Below are 19,391 nucleotides of genomic sequence, written 5' to 3' on the forward strand. Positions count from 1 at the left end.
GCATTGAACTAACGGCTATTGGCTAGCGACCGTTCCGGCGGCCCGGTCACGACATATCTTTATAAACTCGTCGAGGGTATGAGCGTCCTCAATGCGAAAGGCACCGATGCGTGTCCGACGCAGGCTGCTCATATACGCTCCATTGCTGAGTAACAGACCTAAATCGCGAACGAGACTGCGAATATAGGTGCCTTTCGAACACACGATGCGAAAATCTACTTCGGGGAAGCGGCTGGCATCCGTTTCAAACACCGAAACTGTCACCTGACGGGCTTTAATACCGCCTTCTACCCGGTCGGCCGTTTCACCCCGACGCGCTTTTTCATACAGTCTCTCCCCATTGACCCGAACGGCAGAGTAGATGGGAGGAACCTGCAAAATATCACCTGTCAACTGCCGGGCTGCTTCCTGAATCTGGTCGGCGGTGATTCCAGTTGTATCGAATTCGGCATCGAACGCCGTTTCCAGATCGACTGAAGGAGTGGTTTTACCCAGCACCAGCGTACCAGTATATTCTTTTTCCTGGGCCTGATACTGGTCAATCTGTTTGGTCATTTTGCCAGTACAAAGAATCAGTAGTCCGGTTGCCAGTGGATCAAGCGTACCGGCATGGCCTATTTTTTTGAACTTACAGGCATATTTTAATTTGTTGGCCACATCGAATGACGTCCATGTAAGCGGTTTATCAATCAGAATAACCTGGCCGGGATCAGATGCAGGACTGGATTCAGTTGGTTGTAACACAGAGATACACGAAGAAAGCACAAAGATACACAGAGTAAAGTCTTTGTGTGTCTTTGTGCTTTCTTCGTGTATCTCTGTGGATTAACAATTAAAGAACATCCAGCTTTACACCAGCCGCCAGTAAACCTAATAATACCAGTCCAAGCACAATCCGGTAATAGCCAAAGACTTTGAAACCATACCGAGTCAGGAAACTGACAAAGCCCCGAATGGCCAGCATACCGACCACGAAGGCAATGGCGTTGCCGATCAGTAACGTCTGAAAATCGTCCGGTTGAAGCATTTTATAGGTTTTCAGCAGTTTATAGCCCGAAGCCGCAGCCATCGTCGGGACGGCCAGGAAAAATGAGAATTCAGCGGCCTGCGCCCGCGTTAATCCCTGAAACATACCCCCGATGATAGTTGCCGCCGACCGCGATACACCCGGAATCATAGCAATACACTGAAAGAATCCGATTCGGAGGGCATCGGGAACGGTGACGTCTCCATCTTTTGGCTCCCGGTTCACAATCCGATCAATAAACAGCAGTATGATACCACCGACCAGCAACATAATAGCAACGACGGTCACGTTTTCGAGCAATGAATCGATAAAGTCGTTCAGCAAAAAGCCAATGACAGCGGCAGGAAGAAAGGCGATCAGGATTTTACTGTAAAAATCCAGCAGAGGCTGCCAACGGCGAGGAAATGATTTGAGGTAACTCGGTATTTCAAAATCACCAGTACGAGGATCAGTCAAAAATCGGCGGTGGTACAACACCAGAACCGACAGAATACAACCGAACTGAATATCGACCGTGTAGAGTTTGGTAAATTCATCACTGGCGATACCGGCAAGCGACGAGTATATAATCATGTGCCCGGTTGAGGAAACCGGCAGAAACTCAGTCAATCCCTCAATAATCGCGAGTACAATTGCGTGAATCAGCTCCATTAAAAAGTTATAAAGTTATAGCGTTGTAAAGTTGTCGAGTTACCGTCAGAAAATCATACCGGCAAAACTACTTTACAACACTATAACTTTATAGCACTTCAACTTTATAACTTTCTGTTACGCCTTCGGACGGGACAGAATGGCGAAGAATTCGAGCACAAAACCACCCATCACCACGATCGGGCCGAGTGTCAGGCCCAAAAAGCCGAAGCCGAACTCCTCTTTGTCGAGGCTCATGATAAAGAATCCGGCCAGAATAACGCCTATACCGATCAGCATAAACACATAATTCTGACGCCCAAACGGAAGAGCCGCTGCCGAGGCAGAACGTAGTGTTTCACTGTTCACGGACCGACTAACTGTACTTTTCGGAGCCGCTGTCGGCGTTGCTGTCGTTTTTTTGGTCGGTTCTTCACGCGATAGAGTTGCCGATCCAGTCTGTTTATCTTTTGCCATCGTTTTGTCTGGTTAGAATGAATAATGAAAAATGAAGAATAGCTAAATCTTCATGTTACTCCATATGCATTATCCATTGTTCATTATTCATTAACTTTAATATAGTTCGTCCAGTGTCAGGCCCAGGTACCGATTAACGGCCTGAAACGTACTCAGAAAGCCGATCAACACGCCTAATCCAACCACCCCTGCCATCAGAAAAATCGTCTTTTCCGTATCCTGAAACATTCCTATTTCGGGCAGGTTGTGTATGGCAATCTGCAAGCTCCCTAACAGCAAGGCAACGGCTATTAATCCAGCCAGAAACCCCTGCCACATGCCCCGACCCAAAAATGGCCGGGTAATGAATCCGTTCGTGGCACCTACCAGTTGCATACTCCGAATGAGCATGCGCTGCGAATGAAGCGCCAGTCGAATTGTATTATTCATCAGCACCACAATGATGACCAGCAGAATAATCGCAAAAGCCGACATAACGGCGTAAATTTTTGTAATATTCCGATTGATGTTGTCAACGAGGTTTTCCTGATAGACAACCTCAAATACGCCATCAATTTGTTCTAAATCCTGTTTTACCTCCTGTAATTTGGCCTCTTCGAAATAACCCTCGTTGAGTTTAATCCGATAGCTATCGTGCAGTGGGTTCTCTCCTAAAAACTTCGAAAAGTCCTCTTTGGTTTCGGCAATAAACGCTTTGGCCGCTTCGTCTTTCGTGACCAGAACAACCTGCGGTTTTCCGTCTGTTCTTAGAACATAGGGACGTCCTGCAATGGTCTGAAGCAATTTTTCTATTTGCTTTTCATTCAGGTCTTTATCCAGAAACGCCCGGATTTCGTAATTCTCACGGATATAGGTAACCAGTTTTTTCGACTGAATCGCCAATAGCCCACAAAAACCAATTAAAAACAAAGCCAGCGTCAGACTAAACAAAATCATACCGCTGGGATACGCACCAACTTTCTTTTTTGTACGAGCCATTCAGGGGTTCGTGTTATGTGACAAAAATAATGGATTCAACTGCTAAGCGGTCGAATTTAAGAAAATTTAAGTGAAGACGATGGGTTGGCTGGTTAATTGGTTGAGTAGTTGGCTAGTTCATGGGTCGAGTGGCGTCCTGAACCGATTAACTAATCAACCAATTAACCAGCCACTTCGTCCGGGTAGCCCACTTCAACTAAATAAAGCCCATTGGCCGGTACAGCCCGACCCGCTACGTTCCGGTCCTTCGCCTGTATAATCTGTTCGAATTGGTCGAGATTCATCCGTTCCTGTCCAATTTCAAGCATCGTGCCGACGATTGTACGAACCATTCCCCACAGGAACCGATCGGCCCGAATATGAAACGTCAGCCGATCGTCGTTTATGCGCTCCCAGTAGGCAAAATCAAGTCGGCAATGAAAATGATTGACATTTGCCCGCGCCTTACTGAAACTTTGAAAGTTCGTGTAATTCAGCATGCGTTGGCAGGCCTCATTCATAAGCTCTTCATTAAGCAACGGCCGAAAATGATACGTCAACCCATAGTCAAAAACGTTCTTCTGTCGGGTGATATGATATTGATAGTACCTGAAACTAGCTGAAAAACGCGCATGATCCGTCGTCCGAACCGGAAAGATCGTATGAATCGCAATATCTTCCGGCAGGAGGCAGTTCAGCGAGTAGATAAAGCTTTCTGATAGTTGTAGTGGCTCATCGATATCAACATGCGCAAATTGCTGTCGGGCGTGGACCCCGGCATCGGTACGCCCACTTCCGACGATATAAACCCGTTTGCCCAATCGTTGAGAAAGTACAGCCTCAAGTGTATCCTGAATACTAACGCCCACCTTCTGAGACTGCCATCCGCAATAGGCCGTTCCCCGATACGACAATTCAATAAAATAGCGCATACGGGGCAAAAATAGTCAAGGATGGTCAGGTGATCGTCAAATGTAGTTAAAGGTGGGCAAGTTTAACAAACGAATGTTACTTACTAGTTTGACCATTCCTGACCATCCTTGACTACACTATACAAACAACGCCACATACCCAAGTCGGTTATGTGGCGCTTTCGACACTAATTTACTCACTTAATTATCGTGGGCCGCGCTGATGGCGCTCTCCAAAACCGCCACCACCCTGTTGTGGTTGCACTTGTGGCTGACCTTGTCCATGCTGTGGAAGCGACTGCGACCGACTTTCCTGCATCCGCTGAAAACCACCGCCGTTCTGACCGCCCTGCATAGGCTGGCTGTTCATTTGGGGTTGATGCTCAACTCGATCGAACGAACGATTCGGTTGTTGCTGGAAACCTCCTTGCGGAAAGCTCCGTTGCTCGTTTCCTCCCATTCTACCACCATTCGGGAACCCATTGTCATTTTGTGGTGAGTTACCGGGCGAATAACTCCCCCGACTTGGAGCCGGTACGGGCATTGGGGCATTGCTATTGCCTGCGTTGGGCGTTGGTGCATTGTTGAATCCACCGTTATTAAAACCTCCGTTACGCTCTGCCGGCAAACCATTGCCACGGTTCATTCCGCCATTGTAATCACGGTTGGAATTATCCCGATTGGGGGCATTGGCACCACCATCATAATTTGGACGGTTGTTGTTAAAATCTCCATTATAACGCCCACCTCGGTTATAGGTCGCGTTATTGCCATCATAGTCGCGACGAGGAGTATTGTTGAACTGGCCATTATAATCCCGTCCTGAATTATGCGCAACAGCTGAACCTGGCCGATAAAAACCGACTGAACCATTGCCCACAACCGAACGACCCGGCCGATCCATATGTTCAACCCGATACACGGGAACGTTTTGGCGAGTTACGCGCTCAATGTCGGCTCTCGGTGGGCCATAGGCGTAGGCCCGACCACCACCACGGTAATAGTTATTGATAATTGTGGTTTGCTGATACACATTGACCACTCGTGGACGGGGCACACAGTAGCCGTACAGATTTGGGCTGGTGATGTAAATCTGGGGTACGAAATTCCAGTAGAAAGAAGGAATATTGATGTTGACATTAATATCCCAACCGGGTGCCAGTGGAGCCCAGCCATAATAACCACCACCCGATCGCCAGGATACCCAGGCAGGTGCCCAGTCGCTACCCGGCACCCAAATCCAGCCGCCATAGGCAGGGTCGTAAATCCAACGGCCATAGTGGAAGGGTCCCCATCCCCAGGCATAATCCGACACCCAGGTATTTCCGTATTCAGTCATGACCCAATGGCCGGCACTGGCATAGGGCTGAAAATCAGGACCAGCGTTGGGGAGCCAAACATTGCCATAACCGGGGTATTGCATCCACTGTCCGTAGGGAGCCAGCTCGTTATAAAACGACTCAACAGGCACCGTAACACCCGGTTGAGCAGCGACTTCCTGCGCCAACGACGGACCAACTGCCAGTAGGACCATCAGCGCGAGCCGTTTTATTGTGTTTAGCATATTCATGGCGATTCGTTAGTAAGGTGCTGAGTTTTTACACTCATCATGAGTTAGACTCATTTGCCGCCAAAACGTTTAACGAACCGACAAAAAGTTTCAGGTTTACTGTTTCAAGTTGGCAGACGCAACAACTCTTCTTGCGTCTGCCAACTTGAAACAGTAAACCTGAAACTTAAAACAATAAACTACTCTTCGTTAGTAATAAACATCTTCGGTTTGGGTGCTTCGATACCATCTTTACCGAACTGCCGGGCAATGTGTTCGAGCATATAATAATGGGTTTCCCAGTAGGTATCGCTCTTAGTCCATACCCGCACATCGTAATCACGCGAGTTGGCCCCCAGTTTCGCGATCAGCACATCGTGCTCCCGGTCTTTCAGTGCATACGGGCAGGCATCCACGACTTTCTGGATCGATGATTTGGTAGCGTCCAGATCATTCTGACTGCCAACTGTATACACCTGATCAACCCGGATAATGCCTTTTGTGCTGATATTGGTAATAGCCGAAGTCGACAAGGCTCCGTTGGGCAGAATAATCGTTTTATTGTCAAGTGTTGATAGGGTCGTATCGAAAATCCGGATAGCTTCAACATGGCCCGTAAATCCCTGCGCCGTAATCAGATCGCCTACGCGGAACGGCTTAAAAATCAGGATCAGCACACCACCGGCAAAATTGGCTAAACTACCTTGTAGTGCCAGACCGACAGCCAGTCCGGCCGCTCCAATAATGGCAACGAACGAGGTGGTTTGTACACCTAACGTACTGGCGATGCTGAGCAATAGCAGGACTCGCAGCAATCCGTTGATCAGTGATAACAAAAAAGGTTGAACATCGCGGTCGACGTGCCGTTTGGTCATGGCAGCCGCCAGAAATCGATTGATCCAGCCAATAACCCAGAGACCAATAATTAACGTGACAATGGCCAGCAAGACACGGCCGCCATAAACCGTAACAAAGGTTACTAACTGTGCGTAAAAAAGTTCGAGTCGGGTTTGCGTCTGTTCCATACGTGAAGGGGGATTTGTTTGGCAATCAGACGCCAGACAGGTCAAAAGGTAACTTACCGGTAAGTTACCTTTTGACCTGTTCATCATGGAATAAATCGCATGAGCACAAAACGGATGTCAGGCACCTAGTTCCGACCAAACGTCCGGGTTCACAACCAGTTTTTACGCCGGAATATCCAGACGGTCAGTGCCGACGACAGCACCATCATAGCCAACGCAAATACATAGCCGTATTTCCAGTGCACCTCTGGCATTTCATCGAAGTTCATTCCCCAAACGCTGGCCAGTAAGGTAGGCGGTAAAAAGACCAGCGAGACAACGGTAAAGATTTTGACGACCCGGTTCTGTTCCAGGTCGATCAGACCGAGGTAGGTATTTTGCAGGAATTCAAGACGTTCGAAAATGAAATTCGTATGCTCGATCAGTGAGTTAATGTCTTTGATAAGCGTTCGTAACCGCTGTTGCTCCAGCTCATTAAACCACCCATCCGACCGAATCATGGATGAAATAACCCGCTGTTTATCCACCACATTCTCCCGGATCAGCATCGTCAGCTCCTGGTAATCGTTGATATTCAGCAGCATTTCGCGGTCCAGATTGGCATCCAGATCGAGCATGCGATTGATGGCTTTAATCTCGTTCGAAACCAGCTCGATCAAATCCGCATCGTAATCGATCCGCGACTCAAAAATAGAAATCATAATCTGAGCCCCATCGCTGAATACTGCCCGGCGCGACTTGATCCGCTTGACCGTATCGGCAAAGGATTTGAGATCGGCATTCCGGTACGTGAACAAGGTGTCGTCTTTCAACAGAAAACTCACCGGGACATTGGCGTATCGCTGTTCTTTATCGGGAATCAGAAAGTTGGAGTTGGCGATCAGAAAGTCATCCTCTTCGATATACCGCGAACTACTTTCGATTTCCAACTGCTCCTGCTGACTCAAAAAATCAACATCGAATTTTTCTTCGACACTCTTGATTTCGGCCGGCGTTGGGTTTTGCAGATCGACCCACAGGGTTCGTTCGGTGTCGGAGAAGGAATCAATATCCCGAATTTTGCGGACGGCGGTTTCGTCCTGCTGAAAGATACGAATCATAAGCGTTGCCTGGACTGATTATCCAACCGCAAAGTTGGCAGAAAATGCCCGGACTGCTATACAGCTCGCTATCTATTCTTGCCAGACTATCGCCCATTGGCGACTTTTCGTAGTTGGTAAAACAGTTTTTCCAGCAACCGACTATCATCCGTCAGAATATCGACCGAAGCCGACATACCCGTTTTGTACGCTAACGTTTTTCCATAGGTAGTACGGAGACCATTGGGCAAACTAACCTTCGCCAGAAACACACTGTCTTTCAATGGTATGTCGGCAATCGTAGCAATCCGGCCACGTACAGCGCCATATTCCTGATACGGGTATCCTGCAAACTTGATTAGAACTTCCTGCCCTGGCCTGACTTTACCGGCATTGTATTGCGGGACACGTAATTCACCAAAATAATTTGTACCCGGTGGAGCCACATAAAACAGTTCCTGATTTATAGCGACGGTTTGAGCCTCCTGCAACATGCCTACTAAAAAGACTCGGCCTGTTACAGGAGCTACAAGCAGGTATTTCTGTTTCCAGGCATCTACCGCGCTTTGCAACGTATTTAACGCCTGCAAAAACTTATCGCGTTCCTCAGTAACCTGTTTATCCAGCTCCAACAATTCCTTTTGCTTGGCTCGTTGCGCCGTCAGATTGTTAATCAAAGCCGAACTGGTTTGCTGATAAGGCAATTTGCGGGTAATCACTTTGCTTTCTTCCCGTTTCAGGTCCAGAGGGGCAATCACGTTTTCGCGGGCCAATCGTTGCTGTATAGCATACTCCTCCTGGGCCAATGCCAAATCACGCTCCTGAATCTGATGCTGCTCCTGCAGGTTCTGCGCTAATGCCTGCAAATCTCTGATTTCCTGACGTAATAAGGCTTTCTTCTGGCTATAAAAGCCATTTGCCAGATACGCCCTAACCTGAATATGCGCCTGCTCGAAGGTCTGATAGGCGTTTTGCAACTCCCCAAGTTTCGGATAATTTGATAAGTTTAATCGCTCAAGCCCTTCCAGATTCCCCGGCCTGGACGCTCCCCAACTGGCGACCACCCAGGCTTTAGCCAACTCCTCCGACAGCCTCAACACATCTTCATGATGAGCAGTACTCTCTAAATAAGCCAGCGGAGCACCTGCCTTAATTAGCTGGCCCTCGTTGACCAGTAATTTAATGAGCTTGCCTTCGCTACGACTCACCACTGCTTTGGGCGCATTGACCGACGTAAGCCGAAACGAGGCCTTCACCAAATCGGGGTAATGCACCATCCAGGCACCTGTAAACACAACCAGCACCACTAAAAACACAATAGTAATTCCCCAGCGCAGGAGCCATTTGGGCTGTCGGGTCAAAAGCTCCTGTACGTCTTCAGAGCGAAGTTCGGTGAATGTGTCTGAACCGGGATTTATTTGATTTAACTGATTCATCTGATTTTTTTAACAGAAGCGTTATCTTTCTCTAATAGAGTAGTGGCATAATCACAAATTGATAATACTCTGATAGTCAATGCAATCAGTTAAATCAAATAAATCCCGGTTCAGACAAGCTCCAACTGATTCTTCACCAATTGCCAGTAATCGCCCCGTTTGGCAACGAGGGTGGCATGGGTACCCACTTCCGTAATCCGGCCTTTATCCAGCACTACAATCTGATCGGCATGACTAACAGTACTTAGTCGGTGTGCGACAACCACCACCGTGCGCCCATGAAAGAATTCATTAAGTTGTTGCATAATGATGGCTTCGTTGTTGGCATCCAGGGCATTGGTAGCTTCATCGAAAAAGATATACTTCGGCTGTTTATAAACCGCTCGGGCAATCAGGATTCGCTGCCGTTGCCCTTGGCTAATCCCATTACCTTCGGCGCCGATTTTGGTATGAAGCCCAGAGGGTAACGAATCGATAAACTCGTTCAGGTTGGCCACTCGAACCGCATGAGCCAACCGCTGTGCATCGATTCGGTCAACGCCAACGGCAATATTGCGGGCAATGGTATCGGAGAAAATAAACCCGTCCTGCATCGCCACCCCACACTGGCTACGCCAAAAGGCATGACTAAGATTAGCTAACCTCACCGACCCGTCGGACCGCCCCGCCCCCTCTCCTGAACTCAGGAGAGGGGAGTCCCCTCCCAGCCGGATTTCGCCTTTTGTGGGCTCATAAAAGCGTAGCAGCAGTTTGAGTAAGGTGGTTTTACCACTGCCACTCATGCCGACAATGGCCGTTGTTTTCCCTTTCAGAATAGACAGGTCGATGCCTATTAAAACCGGTTCATTACCTGCTCCGGGATATTGAAACGCTATATTTTTAAGCAGTAAATTCCCGAATTGAGGTAGTGTATGTAACAAGGGCTGGTCGGTGGGTTCTTCGTCGGTGAGCGTGTGAATCTCGTTCAGACGCTCCAAACTGATTTTGGCATCCTGCAAGCTCTGGACAAACCCAATCAGTTGCTCAATGGGACTATTGAGTTGCCCCACAATCTGTTGCATGGCCAGCATAGCCCCCAGCGACAACTGCCCACTGATGACAGCCTGTGCCGCCAGAAACGTAATGAAAATATTTTTGCCTTCGTTGATCGTGAAAGCTCCGGCCTGCTGGTATTGACTCAGGGCCAGCCCCTTCATTTGCAACCGAAACATCCGCGCCTGTAATCGCTCCCAGGCCCAGCGCATCGGCCGTTCAGCCCCCGCCAGCTTGATCTCCTGCATGCCCTGAATCAGTTGCACCAGACTGCTTTGATTCTTAGCCGCCACATCGAACCGCTTAAAATCGAGCTTCCGACGCTGCCGAAGAAACAGTATTACCCAGCCCACATACAACAGACTCGACACCATGAAAATAGTGAAGATGGCCAGGTTATACATGGCCAGCACCATCCCAAAAATGATGAGATTGACCATCGAAAACAGCACCGACAGCGTTTGGCCGGTCAGAAAGCTTTCGATGCGGTGATGATCGCCAATGCGCTGCATCAGATCGCCAAACTGCTTGCTGTCGAAAAACGACACGGGCAGTTTCATGAGCTTGATCAGAAAATCGGACAGGATGCTGAGGTTGACGCGGGTACTGATATGCAACAAAATCCAGCTTCGGATAAACTCCACCGACAGCCGCCCGGCCATCAGCATCAGTTGTGCCCCCAACACCAGATACACAAACGGCAAGTTCTGCGTATTGACGCCCACATCGACTACCGACTGAGTCAGAAACGGAAACAATAGCTGCAACCCACTCCCTACGGCCAACCCTAATGCCAGTTGCACCAGTAGCCGTTTGTACTGCCACAAATAGCTCCAGACTCGACCGAAGTTATAGGCCGTTTGGGGTTCATCGTCCTGCTCAAAAAACGCCGGTGTAGGTTCCAGCAACAGCACTACCCCTTCCTGACTCCCTTTGGTTTGGCTCGATAGCCAATGCTGGCAAAACTCTTCCGCCGAATACATAACCAGGCCCTTAGCCGGATCGGCTACGTAAACGGTGCCTTTTAGCGTAGGGCTTGGGGGTGAAGGCAGAGGAGTTGGGGACGGTGGAATGATGATTTGCCTCTCATTGACCTGGAAATCGGTGATGAACGGTCCGGCCTGTACGTCTACCCCAAGACTGTCGATTTAAACAGCTTTTCGCCCCCCCTTAATACGACTTAGCCATCCTGGCCCGATACCCTTCATGCCGTAAACGACTACAAAATGGTTCTGATCCCAATGGACAATACAGGGCAATGGCGCTTCGCTGGCTAGTTTCTCAAATGAAACCCGAACACCCATTGTCCGAAAACCGATAGCTTCAGCCGCTTCCGAAATACCCAGCAACGACACCCCTTCTTTCCCAATCTGCGCCTTCTCCCGCAACGATTGCGTCGTAAACGTCCGTCCATACTGTTTGGCTACCATGCGCAAACAGGTAGGGCCACAATCCATTTGGTCGAGTTGGGTATAGTGAGGGAAGAGAGACATAATGTGGATTAATTATGAAATGATTTCTATGCATTAATTGGAAATAGTGTATTCTCTCTTCTCACAGCAACTTCCCTATACAGCCCCTGTATTAATTCTGATTCATCCTTATTTAAGTCCTGGTGTCTTGAACTTTTCCAGAGCCTTTTGATAAACTGAAGTATCCTGATGTTTAGACGTGGCCAATTTTATGGCTTTATTCTCATACGCTATAGCCTCGTCAAATTGACCTGTCTTATAAAGTAAATGGGCTAGGGTATCTAAATAATTGGGCATTTCAGCTAATGCCAACGACTGTCTGGACCACGTAATGGCTTGATTAAGTAGCGACTTATCCGTTACTCGTTCATAAAAACCCCAGGCTCCTTCATTCAGGTCCATCGCCATATTATCCATAATAGCCTGTCGGCACAGTGCTAGTTTTTGTTCATACGGCAATGCTTCATCCAGGACTACTCCTTTAGCGACAGATTGAACTACCAATCGATTTATAGCTACTTCATCAAGATGCATTAAACTATCCTCACAAAGTCTTACTGATGCTTTTACTAATTCATCCGTGATTCCTAATTGTTTGTAAAAACTCATCTGATGCAAATATTTTTCCCGCTTTAAGCCCGAGACAGCACTTAGATGAGGGTTAAATTCCAGATACATATCAATTGCTTCTTCGAAGAGAGGCAAGTTGCCCGTCTCTTCGGCCACAGTAAGACTTCGGTTTACTCGGTTAAACAGCGCTTGTTTATACTCTGAACTATTGAGAAAGCCATTCGTTTGTTGATTCGCTTTAGCTAAAGCTTCATAGGTTCTTAATAGGCTAAATCCTCTAGACCGAATGGTACTTTGATCACTTCCAGTAAAACAAAACATAAGTAGTTTTAATGTGGTAGGCGTCGCCAGTGAATCGGTTGGCAGATACGTCAGTAGCGTATCAAGCAGGTCGCTATTATCTAAATCCAAATAACGACGCTTAGTGATCAACGCTTTTAGAGCCGATAGATCATTCGGCTTTTGTCGGTATTTGGCCTCTAACTTAATTAGGTTAGTAGGGCTATTCGCTTCAGCAATTCCCAACTGGAAAATACGGATTAACAAATCAGGTGGTGTGTAGCCGACCGTTTTATAGACCAGCTCTCTGTGAGCGTTGAGCAATGCGATGGTTGGAAAGCCAGTAATGAAATATTTCTCACCCAATAGCTTTCCGGTAGGCGAATCCATATCTACCTGATAGGCGCGAAAGTTTTTAGTAATAAATGATATTACTTCTTTATCGCTAAATGTTGTTTTCTCCATTTGGCGGCAAGGCCCACACCAAGAAGTATGACAATATAATAGAGTTAATCGATTAGTGTCTAAATCAGCAACATCGGCAGCGACAAATTCTTCATTTCTAAAAGGGTTCTGCGCGAGACAAAGGCTGGAAAAAAGGAATAACAGTGTCGTTAAAACCCTAGACTTAGCACAATCTTTCATAAAAAATAATTAATAAAAACTGGTTAATACCATTAAAGCGCCATCTATGGCTATTACTTAATCTATAAACTTTATCTTATTTATAAAAATAAAAAATTAGCATTTGACATAAGACAAATGTAATAGAAGATCCTCTTTTAAATGTAATTAATATTTCAGAGTATATTCTTAGCATAATTATAGGGCAAAGTAAACAAAGACTGGTCTACTTTGCCCTTTTTTTGTTAAAAACAAGATGTATACTCAGTTGAAGACCAAGTGTTCCTACACTGCTGTAACAATGTTACGCCACTAGTAGGTGAGCAAGTAGTAACTTTAATAGTACCTAATACTATCGGATATGGCATTTGAGGGGGCGGGGGTGAAGTAGTCGCATAACAAGACAGAGTTTTACCCGCTGAATCATCATCTTCTCCACCTTCACCGGCACCTCCAAGTACTACTTTCATTTGTTCTCTGGAGAGCATAACATCTGCAAAATTCAAAAGGACTTTTTTCATGAATGATAAAAAATAAATTGTAAAAAAATTATCTATATGATTCGCCAAATCCGTCTCCCAAAAACCAATGCGTTGTAAAAAAGCATCTACAAGTTGGTTTGTATTTATTTGACTCGAACGTTGCCGCATAATTTGACAGTTGGCTCGATAAACAGGTATTTTTAATAAGGCATTTACTTTTTGTTGAATACTGGTAGCTGAGTCTGTAATTTTACCGCGCAAGCCAAATTGGTGAGACACGACTCTGGCACTATTTCCAGGCTGGTCTACCCGTTTATTCAGGGAATAAACTAACATGGGGACTCCAGCTTCTAAACATTCTTTTATTGTCCCTAATCCACCATGAGTAATCATTAAATCACAGAACGTCAGTAATTGTAATTGAGGGACAGTTGATAGTAGATGTATATTGACAGGCATACTATGTAATCCAAGCTCAATATCACCAGTCGATATAATGGCCTGGACATTTTCTAAACGCCTAAGTGCAGTAATAGCATTTTGTATAAACCGTCTGGAAACCTGAGGCTTGCAATGGGCTAAAGACCCAAGAGATACATATACTATTTTGTGGGCATATTCTTTTTGATAAATCAGAAGTTTCGCCAGTAGGTTTTGATAAGCACCGAAAAACCGCTTTTGCTCATTACGAGCTGTTGGTAAAGCCATATATATTTCCTGCGGGTGTGGCTTTGTCCAGGAAAATTCTAATTCAATAGGGGCTAGTACGACTGATGGGATATTTTTTAAACCGGCGTAAAGAGACGTTTTCTCCTCTCTGACATCTACCCAACGAACACTCCGTGTTTGGTCATATTTCTGTTGAAAGTAAGCATCATGTCGCCCGTTAAATACAAATCGTTGAATTTGGTTTTTTAGTCGGCGTTTCTGAATGTGCCAGAACCAAAACCATTCAGATATCAGCTCATCAGTATATACGTTATTTGGTTCCCAGAAACAATTGATGGGCGGAACACCAGGCTTTTTACGGGGAGATAATTTTGTACTCAACTGTACAACTGTTGTTTTTCCTGCCAGAACTGGGTAATAAAGCCCCATTGTATCATCTAAAAAAACTATTTCGGGTCTTAATCTTTTAATTACCTGTTCAAACAGGCCATTTCTGAATAAGAATTCACGATAACGGCCTCTCATATATGATGCATCTAAGCGCGACTTTACGAATAGACCAATAGCAACTTTTAGTCGTCGAATAACAAACTCCTCAGCATAAATGAGTGTCTCAAAGTCGAACCCCTCCTGTTCAACTATTTCCTGAAGGTGCGGCTTGCCCATATATATAATTCTATAACCGCGATGCTGTAGCAAACGAGCAAGCCCAAAAGTTGGATAATAATGACTAGGAATTGGAAGCAATAAAAAAAGAATCGTTCTCATACACTTAGATTGGATTTATGGCCTACCAATGCTACTCCGTTAATCAACCATCTTAAGCTACCGATAGGGTACTGCTCTGGCAATTTATATCCATCAACAAAAAGCGTTGGCGTCTCGCTGATTCCTGCTTTTCGGCACCAGTTTCCATGTCGCTCTGCCACTGCAACCCAATCCATCAAATCATAACCAGCAGGGTATTTTTTAGCCCAGGTATCAAAATTCTTTTCCGACTGGGCATACCAATCTGCCAATGCCTCAGATACCCAGCCCTGTTCGCCCAATGCAAGGGCCTGTATGGCCACCTGCGTTATTAATCCATTTTCACCGTCACCAACAAAAATGATAGCCGCTTTTACATCCTTATTGCGTTTTAACAATTGCTCTAACTCTTTATGCGTTCGGGCACAGGGACTGCAATATGGATTGGTGACCATTGTAATAGTATGCTCGGCAACTGGATTGCCTAATACAATCGGATGCAGGTCAGCTGGTACGGGCGGCATCTGTGGCCGTTGCATCAGCAATGCCTGGAATAACTCAGGGTTTCGTTTCCAGCGCATTAACTCCTGATGCTCCTGATGGCTTTTGGCTACTGTGGTCAGTAAAGGGTTTAAGACAACCCAAACCAGTGTAGGCAACAGAAAAACGGCCAGTAGAAGGAAATACGGCGGTAACGAATCAGGTAAGCCTCCGAAAGACAGGGCAGCTAGTGTACCTTCTGCCAATAGCACAGCCTGTACGCCCAGGCACAACGTACACCACTGCCGCAGCACACGAGCCTGATAACAAATCGAAAACAGTGTATAGGGAACCGCCAATAATGCAAGTCCTTGTAGAATAGGACAGACTGACGGGTTAACTCCAATGGCTAAAACGGTCAGTAAGCCGCCCGAAAAGTAGAGCAACCCAACATCGGTCCAGCTTAGCCATCCCCAAAGTTTAGCGGCTGGTGAATTCAGCACGTTATCGCAATTCGTTTTGCTATTGATGCGACATAACCGATCGGTTAGTGCGTTTCTGTTACCTAGTTGTTTTAGCACCAGCAGAATACTCAGCGTTAAACCCACCGTTTTGGTAAATAACCAAAGCCAATCCAACTGACTAAACGTACCGGCTGCGCTTAAAACAGCTAAAAGAAAAAGAAGTCCTATACTCCCCAACACAAACGGTCCACGCAGGCCGGTTAGGCGTTCCTGTTTACGCTTCGTCGCATACTCCAGTTCACCCGATTGTTCGGATGCTTCTGCCAACAATACGACGCCTGACCATTGTTGCTCAAAATCGGCCAATGATTCGGTGCGCTGCCCTTCAGCAGTATCTACATAAGTAATTAGATCGCCTTGCAGGGCCGTTACCAGCAGATACCAGCCGCCTTGTTTATGAAGATGGGCGATAAAGGGAAAAGGTAGCTCACGAAATTGTTCGGCTGTGTTGAGTTGCAGGGCGGCACTCTCTACCTGCCAATCACTTAGCACATCGCTCAGACTCAACAGGCTTGGGAAGTCAGGATGTCGCTCCAACGACTCCTGCACTGTTGCCCGAGTTACCTTAACGCCCATACGTTTTAGTAAGGCATAGAGCGTTGCGCTGGCATTCGCATCGGTATCGCTTAAAAAGGAGTGGACAAGCGCTATATCGGAAACAGTTGATGGCTCAAATCTATGGCAGAGCGTTATCCAACCTTATTCATATTTATTCAATTTTTATTCACATTTTATTCGCTTTTTATCTCAATTTAGTAAGCAAAAGCTTCCTCAATGCTCTCCATTTATACATATATCATTGTCAGTCAAGGCATTACGTTTTCGCAATAAATAAATAAATAAATAAATAAATAACATTTGTATTATCAGTGACTAATTAGAGAAACTACCGTCCTAGTTCTGCATTTTCTGTCCAACCTCATCCCTCTACTAACCATGTTTTTGTCTATCAACATTAAACGATTTCGGAAGGACCGTAGGATTACCCAGGAACAGATGGCCGATAAACTCTGTATGAGTCAGCCTACATACTGGCGGCTGGAAAATGACGAGGCTGCCTGTACTAAACGTCTGCCCGAACTAGCCAAAGCCCTTGGCACTACAGCCGAAACCCTACAAACCTATCACCTGGCTAAAAACGAAAACGGGGAGCCAATTCCGGCAACATGGGTACTGGAACAACTTGCTCAGCAAAACGACCTCTTAACCGATAAGGAGAACACGATTCAGCAACAGCAGCATACCATTCAGTTTCAGGAGCGTTATATTGCCTACGTGTACAATACACTCCAAAACTCGGGCTTCCAGTTTACCCCGCCTTCCGACGAACCACCTTTATTATCGGCCTAGCCAAAGAGTTTTCGAGTACCAGGAGCACAAATTCATTCTAAAATTTGTTATTCTTACAGCCATCCCGAATTGGTCGGCTGTTCGTTATGCAATCTGAGTCAGTAAGTAAGTTCGTTTCGAGTCCCTTATCCACCGTACGCCGTCCGTTCGTACCAGCTCCCAATGCTATCGATTACTGGGAAGCTGCGCTGTCAATGGGCTTTCCGGCTGCGCTCTGGCGGTTACCGAATCAGCAGGATAAGCACCTAATTGTATCGTTCGACGATATTCTACCGCGTGTTTCGGCCGATCTGGAAGAATTACCCGCTGGGTTCATCATTAGTCCGTTCGACAATCTGGCCAGGAGTATCCACGTTGAAGCACAACCGACCGAGCATTTAGACACCACCGACTTTGTTGCGCAAACGCTCTTTTTGCGGGCCGATGTTCAAGCCAATTTTTCGGGCAACTCACCGGCACCCTCGTATCAATCTGTCGCCGGGTCAGCCGAAAAGGCAGAACAGTTCTGGCAGGCAGTCAGAAAAGCCACAGCCTCAGGCAAACAGTCTACGTTGGGAAAACCAGTGGTTATCGATGCGCCCAACGCGCAGGAACAGTATGTTCAGAATGTGGCCGAAGCTGTCGGAGCCATGCAACGGGGCGAATTTCGAAAGGTGGTTCTATCGCGAACGAAACAGGTCCTGTTCGCCGATGCGCCCAATGCGGTAGCCTTGTTCGATACGCTTTGCGAAAAATATCCGAACGCGTTTGTATCGGCGGTCTCGATTCCAGAGAAAGGACAAATCTGGATCAGCGCCACGCCCGAACGACTGGTCAGTCAGAATGCCGATGGTATTTTTCAGACGGCGGCCTTAGCGGGCACACAATCGGCGTTTAATCCCGATGGTACAGCCAAGCGACCGCCAGAGGCTATGTGGTCGCAGAAAGAGATTGAAGAGCAGGCTATCGTGTGCCGCTATATCATCGAATGTTTTAAGAAGATTCGCCTGCGGGAATATATTGAAGAAGGGCCTAAGAGTGTTATCGCCGGAAACCTGATGCACCTGGGCACTTCGTTTACCGTCGATACGCAGGCGGTGCGGTATCCGCAACTAGGTACGGTAATGCTTCGGCTGTTGCACCCAACCTCAGCCGTTTGCGGTACGCCCCGCGATGTAGCCTTCCAATTCATTCATCAACACGAAACCCATGACCGTGAATTCTACAGCGGTTTTCTGGGGCCTGTCAACATCGACACGAATCAAGAAGGGCCATCGAGCCATGTTTTCGTGCACATCCGTTGCATGAAACTCGAAGGCAAACAGGCAACGCTCTATGCGGGTGCAGGCATCACTGAAGACTCAGTTCCCGAGCGTGAATGGCAAGAAACCGAGATGAAATGCCAGACACTGCTTTCTGTAATGATTGAATGATAGAATTTAGAATGATCGAATAGGCTGACGCATATCTTATTCGATCATTCTAAATTCTATCATTCAATCATTGTATTAAGCTCCTTCGGCGGGGTCGTTGGGTGCGCGTGAGCCGTCTTCGGCAGTGCGATCACCCGCTTCACTGGCAGCCGACGACTGGGTATCTGAATCGGGGGCCGTGCCTCCGTCTTCAGCATTTTTGGTCGTCACTAAAGGTTCTTCAGATGGATCTGGTGTCATAACGTTGTGTTTTGTTTAATAAGCGTATAACTCAGAAATCGCTCTCTGAGTTATACTTCCTTGGGCTATTATTCCATACTGTCGTCGTCCAGATCATCTTCGATGTCGTCATCGTCCAGATCTTCCAGATCCTCTTCATCGAAATCATCCAGATCATCGGCCCCAAACCCATCATCGACGCCGGGGTCGTCTATTTCATCGAAGTCAACGTCATCATCGTCGAAGTCGTCATCGTCGTCAAAAGCAGATTTTGGATCAGGGTTCAACATCAGCACGTCTTCTTCCTGATCAAACGTTGGCTGGTAAATCATGGTCAATAAAGGATAAATGTTGGTTCACTCGACATAACGCGGCTCTTTCCCGGAAGGTTTAGCCAGGCTCAAACTTATTCAATAAAAGATCAAAACTACAAGCCCGCT

16 protein-coding genes and 1 pseudogene are annotated in these 19,391 nt (G+C 46.8%); 2 read left to right on the forward strand and 15 right to left on the reverse strand.

The genetic code is table 11. From position 1 onward, the window contains the following. Positions 1 to 15 precede the first annotated feature (15 nt). The 13 genes and pseudogenes from truB to ACYVFD_RS14695 form a co-directional block, all read right to left on the reverse strand. A complete protein-coding gene (truB, locus tag ACYVFD_RS14635; protein ID WP_461090921.1) occupies positions 16 to 744 on the reverse strand; it encodes a tRNA pseudouridine(55) synthase TruB in 729 nt (242 codons plus the stop codon). A gap of 88 nt (positions 745 to 832) precedes the next feature. Beyond that, positions 833 to 1,678: an undecaprenyl-diphosphate phosphatase gene (locus ACYVFD_RS14640; protein ID WP_461090922.1), complete on the reverse strand. Its 846-nt coding sequence runs from the start codon at positions 1,676 to 1,678 to the stop codon at positions 833 to 835. Positions 1,679 to 1,795: 117 nt separating this feature from the next. Then, positions 1,796 to 2,134, reverse strand: coding sequence for a DUF3098 domain-containing protein (locus ACYVFD_RS14645; RefSeq protein WP_461090924.1), 339 nt, complete (start codon positions 2,132 to 2,134; stop codon positions 1,796 to 1,798). A gap of 96 nt (positions 2,135 to 2,230) precedes the next feature. Beyond that, positions 2,231 to 3,112, reverse strand: coding sequence for a cell division protein FtsX (locus tag ACYVFD_RS14650; RefSeq protein WP_461090925.1), 882 nt, complete (start codon positions 3,110 to 3,112; stop codon positions 2,231 to 2,233). Positions 3,113 to 3,273: 161 nt separating this feature from the next. After that, positions 3,274 to 4,023 (reverse strand): tRNA pseudouridine(38-40) synthase TruA, encoded by a 750-nt coding sequence (truA, locus tag ACYVFD_RS14655; RefSeq protein WP_461090926.1) that lies wholly within the window; start codon positions 4,021 to 4,023, stop codon positions 3,274 to 3,276. 184 nt (positions 4,024 to 4,207) lie between these two features. Then, positions 4,208 to 5,572 (reverse strand): DUF6600 domain-containing protein, encoded by a 1,365-nt coding sequence (locus ACYVFD_RS14660; RefSeq protein WP_461090927.1) that lies wholly within the window; start codon positions 5,570 to 5,572, stop codon positions 4,208 to 4,210. A gap of 179 nt (positions 5,573 to 5,751) precedes the next feature. After that, positions 5,752 to 6,576 carry a mechanosensitive ion channel family protein gene (locus ACYVFD_RS14665; RefSeq protein ID WP_461090928.1) on the reverse strand — a complete coding sequence of 275 codons (825 nt, stop codon included), beginning with the start codon at positions 6,574 to 6,576 and terminating at the stop codon, positions 5,752 to 5,754. Positions 6,577 to 6,725: 149 nt separating this feature from the next. Beyond that, positions 6,726 to 7,676 (reverse strand): magnesium/cobalt transporter CorA, encoded by a 951-nt coding sequence (gene corA, locus ACYVFD_RS14670; RefSeq protein WP_461090929.1) that lies wholly within the window; start codon positions 7,674 to 7,676, stop codon positions 6,726 to 6,728. 86 nt (positions 7,677 to 7,762) lie between these two features. Further along, positions 7,763 to 9,091, reverse strand: coding sequence for an HlyD family secretion protein (locus tag ACYVFD_RS14675; RefSeq protein ID WP_461090930.1), 1,329 nt, complete (start codon positions 9,089 to 9,091; stop codon positions 7,763 to 7,765). A gap of 110 nt (positions 9,092 to 9,201) precedes the next feature. Continuing rightward, positions 9,202 to 11,616, reverse strand: a pseudogene (locus tag ACYVFD_RS14680) (peptidase domain-containing ABC transporter). 108 nt (positions 11,617 to 11,724) lie between these two features. Continuing rightward, complete coding sequence (locus ACYVFD_RS14685) at positions 11,725 to 13,089, reverse strand: thioredoxin family protein (RefSeq protein WP_461090931.1); 1,365 nt, start codon at positions 13,087 to 13,089, stop codon at positions 11,725 to 11,727. Between the two features lie 224 nt (positions 13,090 to 13,313). Continuing rightward, positions 13,314 to 14,987 (reverse strand): nucleotide disphospho-sugar-binding domain-containing protein, encoded by a 1,674-nt coding sequence (locus tag ACYVFD_RS14690; protein ID WP_461090932.1) that lies wholly within the window; start codon positions 14,985 to 14,987, stop codon positions 13,314 to 13,316. Then, positions 14,984 to 16,663 (reverse strand): vitamin K epoxide reductase family protein, encoded by a 1,680-nt coding sequence (locus tag ACYVFD_RS14695; RefSeq protein ID WP_461091344.1) that lies wholly within the window; start codon positions 16,661 to 16,663, stop codon positions 14,984 to 14,986. Before ACYVFD_RS14695 ends, ACYVFD_RS14690 begins: the two co-directional genes overlap by 4 nt. Positions 16,664 to 16,906: 243 nt before the next feature. Here ACYVFD_RS14695 and ACYVFD_RS14700 point away from each other — a divergent pair, with 243 nt between their 5' ends. Next, positions 16,907 to 17,320: a helix-turn-helix domain-containing protein gene (locus ACYVFD_RS14700; protein WP_461090933.1), complete on the forward strand. Its 414-nt coding sequence runs from the start codon at positions 16,907 to 16,909 to the stop codon at positions 17,318 to 17,320. Between the two features lie 86 nt (positions 17,321 to 17,406). Next, the gene (locus tag ACYVFD_RS14705; RefSeq protein WP_461090934.1) at positions 17,407 to 18,732 is read left to right on the forward strand and encodes a chorismate-binding protein; all 1,326 of its coding nucleotides are present in this window, start codon (positions 17,407 to 17,409) and stop codon (positions 18,730 to 18,732) included. 75 nt (positions 18,733 to 18,807) lie between these two features. Here the strand turns inward: ACYVFD_RS14705 and ACYVFD_RS14710 are convergent, their stop codons facing one another. Both ACYVFD_RS14710 and ACYVFD_RS14715 read right to left on the reverse strand, forming a co-directional pair. Further along, positions 18,808 to 18,972 (reverse strand): hypothetical protein, encoded by a 165-nt coding sequence (locus ACYVFD_RS14710; RefSeq protein WP_461090935.1) that lies wholly within the window; start codon positions 18,970 to 18,972, stop codon positions 18,808 to 18,810. 68 nt (positions 18,973 to 19,040) lie between these two features. Then, complete coding sequence (locus ACYVFD_RS14715) at positions 19,041 to 19,283, reverse strand: adhesin (RefSeq protein WP_461090936.1); 243 nt, start codon at positions 19,281 to 19,283, stop codon at positions 19,041 to 19,043. Positions 19,284 to 19,391 lie beyond the last annotated feature (108 nt).

It is taken from the genome of Spirosoma gilvum (genome assembly GCF_054776815.1).

Excerpts from the sequence above, each read along its gene's own strand:
- ACYVFD_RS14690 (WP_461090932.1), bottom strand. The coding sequence starts at position 14,987 with ATGAGAACGATTCTTTTTTTATTGCTTCCAATTCCTAGTCATTATTAT.
- corA (WP_461090929.1), bottom strand. The coding sequence starts at position 7,676 with ATGATTCGTATCTTTCAGCAGGACGAAACCGCCGTCCGCAAAATTCGG.
- ACYVFD_RS14645 (WP_461090924.1), bottom strand. The coding sequence starts at position 2,134 with ATGGCAAAAGATAAACAGACTGGATCGGCAACTCTATCGCGTGAAGAA.
- ACYVFD_RS14675 (WP_461090930.1), bottom strand. The coding sequence starts at position 9,091 with ATGAATCAGTTAAATCAAATAAATCCCGGTTCAGACACATTCACCGAA.
- ACYVFD_RS14705 (WP_461090934.1), top strand. The coding sequence starts at position 17,407 with ATGCAATCTGAGTCAGTAAGTAAGTTCGTTTCGAGTCCCTTATCCACC.
- truA (WP_461090926.1), bottom strand. The coding sequence starts at position 4,023 with ATGCGCTATTTTATTGAATTGTCGTATCGGGGAACGGCCTATTGCGGA.
- ACYVFD_RS14715 (WP_461090936.1), bottom strand. The coding sequence starts at position 19,283 with ATGATTTACCAGCCAACGTTTGATCAGGAAGAAGACGTGCTGATGTTG.
- ACYVFD_RS14665 (WP_461090928.1), bottom strand. The coding sequence starts at position 6,576 with ATGGAACAGACGCAAACCCGACTCGAACTTTTTTACGCACAGTTAGTA.
- ACYVFD_RS14660 (WP_461090927.1), bottom strand. The coding sequence starts at position 5,572 with ATGAATATGCTAAACACAATAAAACGGCTCGCGCTGATGGTCCTACTG.
- ACYVFD_RS14700 (WP_461090933.1), top strand. The coding sequence starts at position 16,907 with ATGTTTTTGTCTATCAACATTAAACGATTTCGGAAGGACCGTAGGATT.
- ACYVFD_RS14640 (WP_461090922.1), bottom strand. The coding sequence starts at position 1,678 with ATGGAGCTGATTCACGCAATTGTACTCGCGATTATTGAGGGATTGACT.
- ACYVFD_RS14710 (WP_461090935.1), bottom strand. The coding sequence starts at position 18,972 with ATGACACCAGATCCATCTGAAGAACCTTTAGTGACGACCAAAAATGCT.
- ACYVFD_RS14685 (WP_461090931.1), bottom strand. The coding sequence starts at position 13,089 with ATGAAAGATTGTGCTAAGTCTAGGGTTTTAACGACACTGTTATTCCTT.
- ACYVFD_RS14650 (WP_461090925.1), bottom strand. The coding sequence starts at position 3,112 with ATGGCTCGTACAAAAAAGAAAGTTGGTGCGTATCCCAGCGGTATGATT.